The sequence below is a fragment of the Paraburkholderia phymatum STM815 genome, from assembly GCF_000020045.1.
GTDB classification, from domain to species: Bacteria; Pseudomonadota; Gammaproteobacteria; order Burkholderiales; family Burkholderiaceae; genus Paraburkholderia; species Paraburkholderia phymatum.
In genome coordinates this window covers 374,043-389,170 of record NC_010625.1, presented here as the reverse complement: position 1 = coordinate 389,170, position 15,128 = coordinate 374,043, and the positions used below count along the sequence as shown (strand labels likewise).

At 60.0% G+C, this 15,128-nt stretch carries 9 protein-coding genes and 1 pseudogene; 4 read left to right on the top strand and 6 right to left on the bottom strand.

Annotated features, from left to right (window positions below; genetic code table 11):
- Positions 1 to 6: 6 nt before the first annotated feature.
- Together BPHY_RS29360 and BPHY_RS29355 are read right to left on the bottom strand one after the other, a co-directional pair.
- On the bottom strand, positions 7 to 1,668 hold the full coding sequence (locus tag BPHY_RS29360; RefSeq protein WP_012405097.1) for a cation acetate symporter: 1,662 nt from the start codon (positions 1,666 to 1,668) through the stop codon (positions 7 to 9).
- Positions 1,665 to 1,970, bottom strand: a complete 306-nt coding sequence (locus BPHY_RS29355) for a DUF485 domain-containing protein (protein WP_012405096.1) — start codon at positions 1,968 to 1,970, stop codon at positions 1,665 to 1,667. Before BPHY_RS29355 ends, BPHY_RS29360 begins: the two co-directional genes overlap by 4 nt.
- 1,211 nt (positions 1,971 to 3,181) lie before the next feature.
- On the opposite strand from BPHY_RS29355, the gene adhP reads away from it, so the two are divergent.
- Positions 3,182 to 4,207, top strand: a complete 1,026-nt coding sequence (gene adhP / locus BPHY_RS29345) for an alcohol dehydrogenase AdhP (protein WP_012405094.1) — start codon at positions 3,182 to 3,184, stop codon at positions 4,205 to 4,207.
- A 189-nt stretch (positions 4,208 to 4,396) separates the two neighbouring features.
- On the opposite strand, the gene BPHY_RS29340 is transcribed toward adhP, so the two are convergent.
- Positions 4,397 to 4,843, bottom strand: a complete 447-nt coding sequence (locus tag BPHY_RS29340) for a universal stress protein (protein ID WP_012405093.1) — start codon at positions 4,841 to 4,843, stop codon at positions 4,397 to 4,399.
- 1,151 nt (positions 4,844 to 5,994) lie between these two features.
- Here BPHY_RS29340 and BPHY_RS29335 point away from each other — a divergent pair.
- Complete coding sequence (locus tag BPHY_RS29335; protein WP_012405091.1) at positions 5,995 to 7,347, top strand: epoxide hydrolase family protein; 1,353 nt, start codon at positions 5,995 to 5,997, stop codon at positions 7,345 to 7,347.
- A 360-nt stretch (positions 7,348 to 7,707) separates the two neighbouring features.
- Here BPHY_RS29335 and BPHY_RS39995 read toward each other — a convergent pair whose 3' ends face one another.
- Entirely contained in the window at positions 7,708 to 8,016 is a 309-nt protein-coding gene (locus BPHY_RS39995; RefSeq protein WP_407671299.1) for a DUF4148 domain-containing protein, read from the bottom strand.
- 1,196 nt (positions 8,017 to 9,212) lie between these two features.
- Between BPHY_RS39995 and BPHY_RS29330 the strand changes: the two are divergent.
- Positions 9,213 to 9,632: pseudogene (locus BPHY_RS29330) on the top strand (glutathione S-transferase N-terminal domain-containing protein); the annotation flags it as partial.
- 83 nt (positions 9,633 to 9,715) lie between these two features.
- Entirely contained in the window at positions 9,716 to 10,294 is a 579-nt protein-coding gene (locus BPHY_RS29325) for a hypothetical protein (protein WP_012405088.1), read from the top strand.
- A gap of 268 nt (positions 10,295 to 10,562) precedes the next feature.
- On the opposite strand, the gene BPHY_RS29320 is transcribed toward BPHY_RS29325, so the two are convergent.
- Positions 10,563 to 11,708 (bottom strand): YncE family protein, encoded by a 1,146-nt coding sequence (locus BPHY_RS29320; protein WP_012405087.1) that lies wholly within the window; start codon positions 11,706 to 11,708, stop codon positions 10,563 to 10,565.
- Between the two features lie 747 nt (positions 11,709 to 12,455).
- Positions 12,456 to 14,882 (bottom strand): two-partner secretion domain-containing protein, encoded by a 2,427-nt coding sequence (locus BPHY_RS29315; protein WP_012405086.1) that lies wholly within the window; start codon positions 14,880 to 14,882, stop codon positions 12,456 to 12,458.
- Positions 14,883 to 15,128 lie beyond the last annotated feature (246 nt).

The window sequence follows — 15,128 nt, the reverse complement described above, 5'->3', positions numbered from 1 at the left end:
CCACTCTCAATGGCTCGCGCCCTCCACTGCGCCGATACCGGTTTCCGAGCGCACCGCTTGCGCCTCGAACCCCGCCTGGTCGATGCGTGCGCGAGCGGACCGGTCTGTCACCGAGAAAACCCAGATGCCGGCAAAGCCGATCGCCATCGAGAAGAGCGCCGGCGATGCATAGGGGAACGGCGCACTCGCGTGATGAAATACATCCACCCATACCGCCTTCGATAGCACAGTGAGCAGCACCGCCGAGAACAGGCCGAGAAAGCCGCCAATCGCTGCGCCGCGCGTCGTGCAGCCACGCCACAGCACGGACATGAACAGTACGGGGAAATTCGCGGAAGCCGCCACCGCGAAGGCGAGCGAAACCATGAAAGCGATGTTCTGCTTTTCGAACACGATGCCGAGCACGACAGCGATGATGCCTAGCGCGAGCGTCGTGACCCGCGAGACAAACAGTTCGTTCGCGCTCGATGCCTTGCCATGCTTGAACACGGTCGCATACAGATCATGCGAGACAGCCGACGCGCCGGCGAGCGTGAGACCCGCGACGACAGCGAGAATCGTCGCGAACGCAACGGCGGAAATAAAGCCGAGGAACACATTGCCGCCGACGGCGCTCGCCAGATGCACGGCTGCCATGTTCGTACCGCCCAGTAACTTGCCCGCTGCATCCTTGAAGACGGAGTTCGTGCTCACCAGAACGATCGCACCAAAGCCGATGATAAAGGTGAGAATGTAGAAATAGCCGATCCATGTCGTGGCCCAGAAAACCGATTTGCGTGCTTCCTTTGCATTCGGCACCGTGAAGAAACGCATCAATATGTGCGGCAGGCCCGCCGTGCCGAACATCAGCGCGATGCCGAACGAGATCGCCGAAACGGGGTCCTTGATGAAGTTGCCCGGCCCCATGATCGACGCTTTCTTCTCGTGCACCTCGACGGCCTTCGCAAAGAGCGCCTCGGGACTGAAATGAAATTGCCAAAGCACCATGAAGGCCATGAAAGTTGCACCGGCGAGGAGCAGGCAAGCCTTGATGATCTGCACCCAGGTCGTTGCCGTCATGCCGCCGAAGAGCACATACACCATCATCAGCGCGCCGACGATGACGACCGCGATCCAGTATTCGAGTCCGAACAGCAGCTTGATGAGTTGCCCCGCACCCACCATCTGCGCGATCAGATAGAACGCAACCACGACGAGCGTGCCCGATGCCGCGAACGCGCGTATCGGCGCCTGTTTGAAGCGGTAGGCCGCAACATCGGCGAAAGTGAAGCGGCCGAGATTGCGCAGCCGCTCGGCCATCAGGAAAGTGATGATCGGCCAGCCCACCAGAAAACCGATCGAATAGATGAGACCATCATATCCGTTCGAGTAAACGGCCGCCGAAATGCCGAGGAAGGACGCAGCGGACATGAAATCACCCGCGATCGCAAGACCGTTCTGGAAGCCGGTGATGCCGCCGCCTGCCGTGTAGAACTCGGCAGCCGAACGTGTCCTCCGCGCAGCCCATTTGGTGATGAAGAGCGTTGCAATGACGAACACCACGAACATGCTGATCGCGGTCCAGTTGGTTGCCTGCTTGACCGTTTGCCCGAGATCGCCCCCGGCAGCAAAGCAGCTGGATGACAGGGCGAACAGCGCGCTCGCGGGAATGATATGGCGGGGCTTCATGCGGCCTCCTGTTTGATACGGTCGGTGAGTTCGTCGTAGGTGCGGTTCGCGCGCCGCACGTAAAACCCAGTGATCGCCACGGTGAACACGATGACGAAGAGTCCGATCGGCATGCCCCAGGTCATCACGCCCGCGCCCATCTTCGCCGCAAGCAACTCCTTGTTGAACGCGACCAGCAGCACATAGCCGTAGTAGACGACAAGCACAAGTGCGGTCAGTGTCCATCCCAGCCTCGAACGTCTTCGCACGAGTTCGTGGTACGTCGGGCCTGATTTGATTCGCTCTGCGAGTTCCAGATCCATCTTCGTCTCCTGCATGACTATCTTTTGCTGCGTGATAAGCACCATCGTTCGGACGAAACCGAAACGAGTGGCGAACGTATGTGCCTGGGAATCCCTTGTCGGGACGTCATCCAATGCTTGCGCGCATGCGCTTTGGACGAGTCGTTGTGTCGATGCGCTCGGTATAACGTTAAGAGCGCCCGCTTACCCGGTTCTTACGCGAAGCAGACTCTGTGGGCGGGGTTTACGAGAGGGTGGAAACTTTCGCACGTGTGATCACGCTGCCTGGGATGAAAAGCGCCGAAAGCCCGGCACCCGCGCATAGCGGCCGATGGGGAGGCTTCTCTGATGACGCAATACATCACCGCATAAGCCACGACCGACATGAATGAAATGAGTCCACAGGCACTTTCAGATCCTGATGGTCTCTCCGTCTTGTTCATGTCATGGCTTCGCGCAATCCGTCCAGCACGACGTCGCCGCCGATGTGCATCGTCACGCGTAAGCCGGCCGGGCTGGCGTCGCATGGATCGTCAGCGGCTCTCTTTCACCCATGCGTGAAACTCCGTCTCGACCGAGACGATCGATCGCGCGCAGGTCGAATACAGCAGACCCGCGCCGCCATCACTGTCATACATGCCCCTGCACATCGTCCTGAGACGAATGACGATTTTGCCGGCCTCGTCCGCGCTTCTCGAGGCCGCGAGATAGACAAACCCAAACGCATGCGGAAACGCGGTCTGAATCGCCGAGTCGTCTGCCTGAACGATCCGTGTGGCCGAGTGAGTCTGGATGAACGTCCGGGTCCGCGCCCACGCTTCGTCGCATGCGACAGCCGTCTCGCACGCGATGCTGGCCTCCTGACGGCCCCGGGAAAGTTCTATCTCCTGGGTGCGGAACGCAGTTTCCCGCGATACCGTCGAGCACCCGTCCAAAAGTATCGAACTCGCTAACGCCGCATACAGCAAGACTTGCGCAGACGTCATTCGACCTCCGTTCCCTGACTTTCGCGAATCCACACGTTCCTGCTCCGCGCCGAAGTGATAACCCCGTCAAGATAATGGCGAGCGCCGCGCGGCAACTGATACTGATCAATGACTGTGCGTATGACGTGCATCGCCCGAATGTCCGGACAAATCCCCCTCGCGGAGGACGACGAGCGTTGACCTGAATCAATCGCGCGCCGACCGTTTGCGCAACACTGCACGAGTCTTTTTTCCGAGGAGCGTCGCATGAGCCGCCACATGAAAGCCGCTGTTGTCAGAGAGTTCGGCTCGCCGCTGAGCATCGAAGAAGTCGCCATCCCGGAAGTCGGTCCGGGGCAGATTCTCGTGAACATCAAGGCATCGGGTGTCTGCCATACCGATCTGCATGCCGCCGACGGCGATTGGCCCGTCAAGCCGACGCTGCCCTTCATTCCCGGCCATGAAGGGGTCGGTTACGTCGCTGCTGTCGGCAGCGGCGTCAAGCGCGTGAAGGAAGGCGACCGAGTGGGCGTGCCGTGGCTCTATACCGCCTGCGGACAGTGCGAACACTGTCTAAGCGGCTGGGAGACGCTATGTCATGAACAGAAGAATACGGGTTACTCGGTCAACGGCGGATACGCCGAATACGTACTGGCCGATCCCAACTATGTCGGGCATCTTCCCGCCAACGTCGCGTTCGATGAAATCGCCCCCATTCTCTGCGCCGGCGTCACAGTCTATAAAGGCATTCGCGTCACCGACACGCGTCCGGGTCAATGGCTCGCGATCTCGGGTATCGGTGGGCTCGGACATGTCGCTGTGCAGTACGCAATCGCGATGGGATTGCACGTTGTTGCCGTCGACATTTCCGACACCAAACTCGAACTTGCACGCAAACTGGGCGCCACGCTCGCAGTCAATGCGAACACCACCGACCCGGCGGCCTTCATCCAGAAGGAAATCGGCGGCGCGCATGGCGTGCTGGTCACCGCAGTTTCGCGCACCGCATTTGCGCAGGCTCTCGGTATGGTCCGCCGCGGCGGAACGATCTCCCTTAACGGTTTGCCGCCAGGCGACTTTCCGCTGCCGATCTTTTCGACGGTTCTCAACGGCATTACGGTGCGCGGATCCATCGTCGGCACGCGGCGGGATCTACAGGAATCGCTCGACTTTGCGGCACAAGGCAGCGTTCGAGCCCACGTTCATCGCGACCGGCTGGAGAACATCAACGCTGTATTCGGCGCACTTCGCGAAGGGACAGTGGATGGACGGATCGTGATGGAACTCGATTGATGCATCAGGGTGGCCCGCCGGCCAGACCGCGGGCCCCCCAGATCATGCAGCCTGGCCTGAAGAAACGGCTTTCGCGCGACGTCCCTTCCGATGGGCAGGACGTCGCGTTTTTCGACGCGTTTACGGTTTCGACGTTTGTTTCGACGTTTCGACGCATCACGCCTGTCCATGCCCGGCGGAACCGAACCGTCAACCGTCATGCCGGAGCAGCAGAACGGGACGCTCCGTCGCGCGTACAAGGGACTCCGCGACGCTACCGAGCAAGAATCGCTGGGCGCCGCGCCTTCCATGCGTACCGATCACGATGATGTCGGCATCGCATTCTTCCGCCGCGCGTGCCAGCACCTCGGACACATTCTCACCATACGCATCGATCGCCCGCACTTTCCCACTGACGCCGGATTCCCGGAATAGCGTTTCCGCCTCCTCGAAAATGCGAGTGGCCGCGTTTGCCGCAGCGGAAGGCTCGGGCTCGAAATCGAATCGCGCGCTGTCCTCGGCCGGCCACCTGCCGCGGTCCACGACCGACAGTGCATAGACCAGGCCACTCGAGATTTTCGCGAGCTTGACCGCCTCGCCGAGTGCCATTTTCGCGCTCGCACTGTCGTCAAGCGCAACAAGAATACGGTCGTACATGATGAACCTCCAGCCGCGATGCACGGTTATCCGGAACGGCAACGACGCCACATGAATGCCAGTGTGTTCCTGCGCCCAAGTGGCTGCTTGACTCAGGTCAAGCGAAGGTGGTCTGCATCGTACGCGCACGGCCAGAAACAGCGCGCCGCGCTCTCCCAACACACCACCGTCGCGCGGATGCGGCTTGCGGCGACTATACTTTCTAACAGTCGGGACAAATCGGCGAACCGACGGGAAGCCACGTCATGAAATATGCAAGCTCGCTTCTGGCAATCGTTGTGACCATCTGCGCATCGGCGTCAGCCTTGGCTCAAGCCAATGGCGGAAGCTATTACACGCCGATTCCAGCGCCACCGCCGCCCGTCACCTACCAATCCCGCTATGCGCCCCCGGGTGCCTATGGGGCGCCGGGTACCTACGTCTACCAGTCCAATCCACCGCCAGTCGTGTATTCACGGCCACCCGCCGCCTACGGCAACGGCAATGCACAGGGCGGTGGTTGGCACAGGAGCTGGGAACACCACAGCCACTGGTGACGAACGGTCTTTGGCGACGATTCGAACATAAAAGCCTGGCCCGGCAACATCGGTGGCTGAAGCCTCGCAGCATCACGCCACTTGCCTGGTCACGCTCGCCGTCTCGCGCCGCCCCTTCCCTTTGTATTCCAACGTATCTACAAACAAAGAGGGATACACACGCTTACAGACAATCCACTTTGGCACACGGGCGAGATACGTCCATCCGTTCAAATACGTCCAACGAAAGCAGAACTCCCCTATGACAGCGCCGCCGCAATCCGTGCAGACAACGCGTGGTATCAGGCCTTGTCGCGAGACTTCAGCGACGCCAAGGATGAATTGCCAGCTGCAAAAGCCTGTTCTCGTGATGCGCGGTTCCAGATTCATGCAGTTAAGTGTGCATATGCATACAAGATCGTAACCTTGCCCGAGAGGTACCTGATATGAAAACGAAATCCATTCACAACCGCCCCATTCTCGTGCCTTTGGGCGCAAGGACGGTATGACCGCATGACGAACGACCTCTTCCAGCTCACGGGCGGCAAGCCCATGACCATATACGACTTCGTGAAGGTGCACGTCGCCGACTTCACGCGCAAAGCAACACGCTAATCGAAGCAGGAGACCCGCCCCATGCCACAAGATACGCCCCAATCCTCGTCGCGTCGGCAGTTCGTCGGAATGGCTGCGGCGGCGCTCGCGGCCGGTTCGCTGAACCGGCTCGCCTTCGCCGACACGAGCCCTGCCATCGGCAAGATCACGGAGCCCGCGAATGGCGACAAGTCCGCGCTTCGCCCGTTCCGCGTGCATGTCGCCGACGCGCAGCTCGTCGACATGCGGCGCCGCATCAAGGCGACGCGCTGGCCGGATCGCGAGACGGTGCCCGACGAATCGCAGGGCATCCAGCTCGCCACCATTCAGAACCTCGCGCAATACTGGGCGACCGGATACGACTGGCGCAAATGCGAAGCGCGGTTGAATTCGTATCCGCAGTTCGTCACCGAGATCGACGGACTTGATATCCACTTCATCCACGTGCGTTCGAAGCATGAAAACGCGATGCCGTTGATCGTGACGCACGGCTGGCCCGGCTCGATCATCGAACAGTTCAAGATCATCGATCCGCTCGTCAATCCGACTGCCTATGGCGCGCCGGCTTCGGACGCATTCCATCTCGTGATTCCGTCGCTCCCGGGATACGGCTTTTCGGCGCGGCCCACGACAACGGGCTGGGGCCCCGAGCGCACCGCGCGCGCGTGGGTCACATTGATGAAACGGCTTGGCTATGAGCGCTTTGCTTCGCAAGGCGGTGATCTCGGGGGCATCGTCACGAACATCATGGCACAGCAGGCACCGCCCGAGCTCATCGGCATTCATGTGAACTTCCCTGCGTCCGTTCCGGCCCAGATTCTGAAGTCGCTGGCCGCGGGCGATCCGATGCCTGCCGGCTTATCCGACGAGGAAAAGCACGCGTATGAACAGCTGAGCGCCAACTTCAAGAAGAAGCGCGGCTACGCGTTCGAAATGGGCACGCGCCCGCAGACGCTCTACGGGCTCGCCGACTCGCCCGTCGCACTCGCTTCCTGGCTGCTCGATCATGGCGATGGCTACGGCCAGCCCGCCGCCGCGTTGAGCGCGGCCGTGCTCGGCCATCCCGTCAATGGTCATTCAGCAGGCGCGCTGACGCGAGACGACATACTCGACGACATCACGCTTTACTGGCTGACCAATACGGGCATCTCGGCCGCGCGCTTCTATTGGGAGTCGCACGCGAACTTCTTTCTTGCCGCCGACGTGAACGTGCCCGCCGCCGTCAGCGCGTTTCCGGGAGAAAACTACCAGGCGCCGAAGAGCTGGACCGAAAAGGCGTATCACAACCTGATTTACTTCAACAAGCCCGAAACGGGCGGGCACTTCGCGGCATGGGAAGAACCGATGATCTTCGCGAACGAAGTGCGCACAGGGTTGAGGTCTTTGCGTACCTGACGTATGAAGCGCTCCGACGCGCATGCGTCGGAGCGCGCGTCGACGTTGGCGTACGTCCGACGCGACATTGCCACCTCCGTTGCCGGATCCTGCGCGTGACGGCAAACGCCTGTTTCGTATCGGCTGCTCTGATCGCCTTTTCTCGATTCATTTTTGCAACGATTCCTGGTGCTCGGTACGTCGTGTGGTTAGCGTTCAAGTCCAGACGCAATGCGCTTTCGACTACAACGGCGTCGGCAGACACCGTGCGTTCAAGCCTCAAGGGTCTTCGACGCACGGTCTTTCGGCGATCGGACACGCGAAAAGGCGGCGATCCGCTTACGCCGCCTCCTCTGCACATGTTGCCGGAAATAGAACCAGCTAATTACCTCCGAAATAAAGCTGTTTCATTTCATCTGTACTAGCCGGGCGGCTAATAGCGCGAGAGCCGGATCCCGATGTGCCCGACGTCACCCCGCCATAAGCCGTTGCGCCGCTTTGGCTCGATACGCGCGCTTCTGCTGCCTGAATATCTGCCGGATAATTCGGGTTTTCTCCTCTAGCCGGGTCATAGCCGGCTTGCTCCAGCTGCTGTAGTTCGGCGCGTACTTGCGCACGCGTGGGTGTCGCATCCGTCTGTGAGAGTGCGGAGATTGGCAACGCAAGCGCCGACACCGTGGCGATCGCCATAGCAATTGATCTCATGGGGAACCTCCTTGTAAATGCCAGGGTCGCGTAATACGGATGCATGGCTCGATCACTGGCAACCGAAGTCTAGGCGGCCAAGCCTTCAACTTCGATACGACCGTAAGCGCTCGTAGCGCGCGACGCTAGCCGTAAATGAAAGACGATCACAGGGCAACGAAATCGCATTTTTTTCTCAGCACGATATGCATGCATAAAAGCAGCACGATTCGTCCAGACCCGAGCGTATTCGACAAGTGCTTGCGTGAGCGATCAACTGCCCGTCACGCACATAACTCTCCGAAATCTTGCGATGCGCGTGGCCTCTGCGTTACTGACTTGTCATGTGGGACAGGCGCCCGTGTTGCCGCAAGCGTCGCAGACCGGGTACGACGTTCTGGCGCGCTCATGTGACATTGACAGCGCGATCCGTTGCCCCGACGCTGGATTTCCGATGTCGACGGGTCTATAAAGAACGAAAGCACCTCCCCGAATCGCCTGCATTCATGGCTGCATTCGGGAGTGACTTCAACAAGAAGAACGTGGATTGTCATTTGGTGCGTGCCATCCCCTTACCGTTCTTGCGGCTGATCGTGTGGGGTAGCGCATCGCGTGCCTCGCCGCGACAGGACTCCTTTCCTGCGATCGGCAGTTTCCAAGCTCGATAACAGGCAGTCTATCTGGCGTGTTCGACCCAACACATGTCATTCGATGTGTTTGGTTCGTCATCCTTATTTACATTTCGCTATCGAATTCTCTAGTACAGGTGAAAAAATGAGACCTCGTTTTTCTGCATTGCTCGCTGCAACGGCCCTGTGCGCTGCTTCGAGTGTCGCGTATTCACAGACATGGCAGTCTCCGGGAAATGCCGGGCAGCCGATGCCTCAAAGCGCGACGACATCGCAACAGCAAATGACCCAACCTACCGGCTCGATGAACCGCTACGACTACGATTCGACTGGACCGCAGCCCGGCGGATCGAGCGGAAGTGGACGAGCGAGAAGCGGTGCGCCATGCGTCGTGGGATTGTCGTGCGACATTTACCAAGGAAGTTGACGTTTGATCAATGAATCGCGCTGGCCGTGCCGGTCGTTTCCCGGTTTCGGTCAGCCAAAATATCCCGCTGCTGCCGCGCGCGCATCGAAGGCTCACGTGTGGCCCCGGCGACGCAGGCCCGTTTCCCCTACTCGCTCGTCTGACAAATTCCACACTGCAAGCTGCAAGAAGTGGGACAACCGTACGAGGTTCCGCTCGTTTCGTTCAATGCGATGAAGGAACCCGCGCATCGGGCGCGTCATCCTTTTGGGCAGATTCCAACCTATGAAGAAGGCGCGCTTGTCCTGTTCGAGTCGGGGGCAATCGTGTTCCATATCGCAGAGGGCCGTCCGGGCCTGCTGCCTGACGATCCGCATGCCAGGGCTCGCGCGATCACGTGGATTTGCGCCGCGCTCAACACGGTCGAACCGCCTATCCTCGAACTCCAGACCGCCAGGTTCATGGAGCGCGACAAGAGCTGGTACGAGCAGCGGCTGCCCATCGTCGAGCATCGCATCCGTAACCGGCTAGCCGAGCTTTCCGATCGTCTCGGCACGGCCGACTGGCTCGATGGTGAGTTCAGTGCTCGGTCATTTGACCGATACCGGCACGGCGCGCCCAGTGCGATGCTTCCCCGCGACACATTCATGGAATCCGTTAGGGAGTGGCTATGGTCGATCGCGATGGACTGATGACTCGAGTTCTTGAAGAACGCTGGCTCACACGCTATTACTTCGCCCGGACTGCGTTTTCAGCTGTATGGGTCGCACTCGCTATTTCCATTGGCGAGCGCTTTCCGATCGTGGCCGCTGCACTGCTGGTCGTGTATCCCGCATGGGATGCGCTGGCCAATTACATCGACGCTTCGCGTAGCGGAGGAATGGCTGAGAATCGTACTCAGGCGATGAGCGTCGTGATCAGTCTCGCCACAACCGTTGCTGTAATCGCCGCATTGCGATGGAACTGCGTATTGGGCATATTCGGCATGTGGGCCGTACTCGCGGGATTGCTCCAGCTCGCCACCGCCGTCCGCCGCTGGCAGCATCTCGGCGCGCAATGGGCAATGATCCTGAGCGGCGGGCAATCGGCGCTGGCGGGCGTGTTTTTCCTGCTGCAGGCCCGCATGCCCTTGCAACTTGCCACGGGCAGAGTGGCAGGCTATGCGGCCGTCGGCGCCGTCTACTTTCTCGTATCTGCGGTATGGCTTTCAGTCGGCCAGATGCGCAGCAAGCGTGTTCGAACGTCTTGACACCCCCGCGCATCGGTTACCGGCGTCTCATGTGATTCGAACGTCCGCTGGCTGACGAGCGGACGCAAACAGCGCGCCTCGATGAAACCGGCCAACGGACATCCGTCCGAGAAGTCCAGCGATTTAGCCGAGCCTTTTCCTTGACGCCCCGCCAGTCAGCCAGTCATATGCCGATGAAGCGAACAAGCCAGCGGACCATGTCTTGTCCACTGGCTGAACACTACGACCACCGGAACCTCGTGCAGAGATGGTCTAACTGACGACTCGACTACTTCGTCGCGAAGACCGAGATTCCCCCGTTCGGAAACGCGGCGGCGCCGGGCTGGAACGGCACATAGACCTGGCCGAGGCCGCTGTCGATTGCAACCGAGTGCGCGCCAGTGCCTACCGCGACGGTGTAAAGGAGCTTACGCGTCGCGCCGTCGATCACGCCCATTTGCGGCGTAAAGCCCGAAGCTGCCGCCGTGCCGCTCGTCACCCAATGGCGCGCAGGCAGGAAATAGCGATTCGAGCCGGGATCGTATGCGACCTGGTCGGTTCCGCCAAAGGGTATCGACGCAAGCTGGGCCCCCGTGTTGCGGTCGAGAATCAACGTGATCAGCGGATTACCCGCGGACGGATCGCAGCCGATCAGCACATCGCTGTTAGGCCCGAGTGCAATGCCAGACGGCTCGCATTTGCCAAGTGAAAATGCCTTGCTGACAACAGGCGTACCCGATGTAACGGAACTGGCTGTGATGACGTCGAGTTCGCCCGTCGGATTAGCCGTCGTGCCGTCGTTGTTGATGAGGAAACTCTTCGACGCCGCGTCATACGTGCACGCTTCCAGCCCCGATGAGCCGGTGAACGTCAACTTCGATACGACGGCTTGCGTCGTCGTCGAGATGAACGTGACATACGGCGGCGTTTCGCCCGGGCTTGCGAACATGATGAGATGATCGTCGGGATCGTAACAGCCTTCGTCGACGCGCGAACCCGACGTACTGATCGGGATGGTCTTGACCGTTTTCAGCGCGGCCGTATCGACGATTTTCACCGAATCCACGTCGCCCACATACAGCGTATTCGTTCCCGTCACACCGACGATGCCGTCAGGCCCGGACGCATCCGTGCTCGCGCCTGCGCCCGTAAAACCTCCTGTAATCTGCGCGATCAGCGTGTTCGATTTCGTATCGACGACGTCGACGGATTTGTTGTTTCGGTCCGCCAGATAGTACCTGCCTGCTTCTGTGTAGCCGATATCGAAACTGAACGCGGGCGTCGTGGAATTGGGCACGGCGATGGTCGTCAACAGCCTGGACGGCGTGGGCGCGGGTGTCGATGAAGTCGGCGTCGAGGTGGAGTTGTCTCCTCCGCCACACGCTGCGAGCACAGCTGTCGCCACGAGTAGAACGGCCAGTAACGGTTTTTTCATCAGTCGGCTCCTTTGAGCGGCAAAACAGGTGGGAGAAACGCTTGAGTGCTGTGTGCAGTGCTTCGTTCCGGTGGTAAGGATGAGGAAGGAGCGGCAAGAATGCACAGAAAATAATTTGATGGTTTATATAGAGAGATACGAATGAATGTATGGATGACGAAATATTCGTACAGTCCATCAAGCCATATTTTCGTAATCTTTGATTTCCGCTCAGGAGCCTGAATAACAATGAGAAGCGATGCAAGCACGTCGGCAATGGGGTCTATGCCGCATTGCCACATTCTCTTGCGTCGTTGGTGGTATTGCAGAAAGTGATGCTCGACGGGCAGTCGCTTGCGGACAAGTTACCGCGCACACGTTGACATGCTGCACTCGTTCTTTACTGGCGTTCGCTGTAAGGCCCGGTTATGAAGCAGAAAGCGTCAATTTCAGCGAGCAGAGAAGAACGAGGCGGAAAGAACATGGAAGGTCAGGGAAAACGCCTGGCGCCTACCCCATCCATCGACGAAACAATCCGTTGCAACAAGAAAGAATGTCTTCATTAATGATCTTGTTGAATGATTCGTGTAATGCCTACCGGAATATAAAAATAAACATCAAGTGTCAATCAAGAAACTCCCCCTTAAGCAAAATATAAGATTGTGGGGAATACAATCTTTTATTCCATTTTTCCGGTATTTCCAATACTAACTAAGGAACCCAAAGTTATCGCTTTTCGACTCGCTTGGACTTGCCCCATCGCGTGTTTTACTGCGCAAGCTGCCAACGCAACACAGGATGCGTCGCGCCGGCTGGCATCGCCCATACGCCCGTCGCGCTGAAGTCGTACGACACGAACGACGCGGGGTTGCGCATCTGCGCAGCCGTCAGTCCGTTAGCATCGGGTATCGGAGTGCCGTATTTAACGCCGATCGATGCAGCCGTCGTGTCCTTATTCCAGTACACATCGTTCGAGATCGAACCGGTATTCGTGCGCGCTATCCCAATCGGCTCGTAGAAAGGCTGCGTGACGAGCCCCGTCGCGAACGACTGGTTGACCGTCCCTTCGTTGGTCACGACGAGTCCTGCACCACCGCACGGCGTACCGGCCGCGCCGCGGCAATAGCCGTAGAGTGACACGGGTCCCGTGGCATACGATCGGCTGATCGTGCCCGTGTTGTCGCCAGCAAGACCGCCGCCGCCCTGGTTGATATAGCTCGACGACACTACTGAACCACTCGCAAACGACTGATCGATCAACCCACCGTTCGCGCCCACCAGTCCGCCGAGCGTGTTGCCCGTCGCCAGCGAGACGCTGCTCGACGAGCGCAGAATCGCGCCTGTATTGCCGCCTGCGAGGCCACCTGCAATCGTATAGTCGATCGCACTGAAGCTGCCGCTGGTCAGCGTACCCGCCACATTGACGCGCAACACGGTGCCCGCGTTCTGGCCGGCCAGCATGCCCATGTACGCATACTGGTTTTCACCGAGCGCACCCCTGCCGGTGACGTTCAGATTGCGCACCACGCCCTGACTTCCAATCGCACCGAACAGGCCCACCATCTTGGGAGCGTATGGGCTGGCGGGCACCCAAGGCGCAAGCGTCAATGAACCGATCGTTTTGCCCTGTCCGTCGAGTTGACCCGTGAACGGCGTGTTCGCGTTGCCGATCGGCATATAGGAGCCGTTGCTTGTTGCGCTTGCATCGATGTTCTTGCCGAGCGCGTAGCTGCCCGCGAGATCGCTCGCCATGCGTTCCAGGTCGCTTAGAGAGTTGACGAGCTTGTATCCCGTGGATTGCGACAGCAGCCCGCTGTAGGCGCCCGGCGTCCATGCCGCGTTACCCCGTTGCGTGCCCGCCAGGTAAGTGCCGTTCATGTCGTAGAACGCGCTCACGGTGCCAGTGCTGCGCGACCAGTCGATCACGCCGTGATTCGCGACGGAACCGGCGTTGTCGAGACTGGCCGCATCGGCGCGCAAGCTCAGATCGCCTGCGCCCCGATTGGCGATACTTGCTCCCTGCGCGATTGACACGTTCCTGTACGCAGCGAGTCTGAGGGACGCCGCGCCCTGCCACAGCAGATTCGTTGCGACATTCAGATCGCCCATCGCTCCGTCAGCGCCCGTCGTCGAAACATTGACAGATGTTCCCGCGTTCAGGCTGTGCCGCAATGCACGTGCGGCAGCAGCGTCGATCGTGAAGGAAGGTGTCGACAGATTCCATTGCGCAGCATGCACCGCGGCATTGCGGCCGAATGTCAACTGTGAAGCTTGCGTGTCGACGGTTCCACCGCTGCCGTCCGCGCTCGTCGCTACGATGACGCCCGACTGCGCGACATGCCCGCCATCTGCCAGCAGCCATACGTGTCCGTCGCGCGTCCCCGTGCCTGTAGCGCGAACCCGCGTGCCGCCGCCAGCGAGCGCATAGACATTGCCGTCAGCGGCCTGCAGGGAGATTTGCGCTGCCTGTATCACGCCCCTGTCGGCGACCGTGCCCTGACTGCCCGTCTGCACGAATACCTGCCTGCTGCCGGTCGAATCCTGCAGCAGCACCTTGCTGCCCGATGCGAGTTCCGCCGAGCCCTTCGGCGCTTCGATATCGCCGGCATTGACGACGGCGCGGCGCGCGATCAGGAACACATCGCCGCCGCCGGAGCGGATTCTGCCGAGATTGACGACGCTTGCATTGGAATCGCCCGACAGCGTGAGTGCGTCGCCGCCCTTCATGAACGCGCAGTTGCACACATCGAGCGTCGATGCAACGAAACGTCCGCCCGTGGTGACGACGCCCGACGGACCGACCAGGATGCCTTGCGGATTGATCACGTACAGGCTGCCCGTTGCGCTCAGTCTGCCGAGGATCGCGGACGGCGTGCCACCTGTCACGCGATTCAGCGTGGCACCCGTACCGTTGTCGAACGACACGCTGTTGTTCCCGCCGACTGAAAAACTGTTCCACTCGATGATGCCGCGCGTCGAACCTGGCTGCGTAACGACGAGAGCATTGCCCCCGTTCGCTATCGAACCCGCGCCGGCGACATATCGTCCGCCTTGCGGTAGAACCCCCGCCGCCCAGGCTGCGTGCGCAAATGCGAGTTCGGCGATCGACACGCCGAATGCGATCCAAAGGTGTCCTGTCGACGGCTCGCAGCGCGATACGCACCGAATGGACGAGGCTCGGACTGCACGTCGCATACATCCCCCTTCCCGCTCGTGCGCGGAACGGTTGCCGGCGACCGCGCAAGGCCGACCGGGCATGCATCAGTCGCGGCTTTGAACAATAGGCAGTGGGCGCCGCAATAGCGCGTCAAGACCTCAACGTTTCGCGCCATTTTCACGGGGTTTTGGCGCTCGTGATGACGACGCTGTCCACCTCATGCAGGGCACATAGTGGCCGATGGCGCTGAACTTTAGGCGCAAAAGGCTGATATGTGTCGCGAC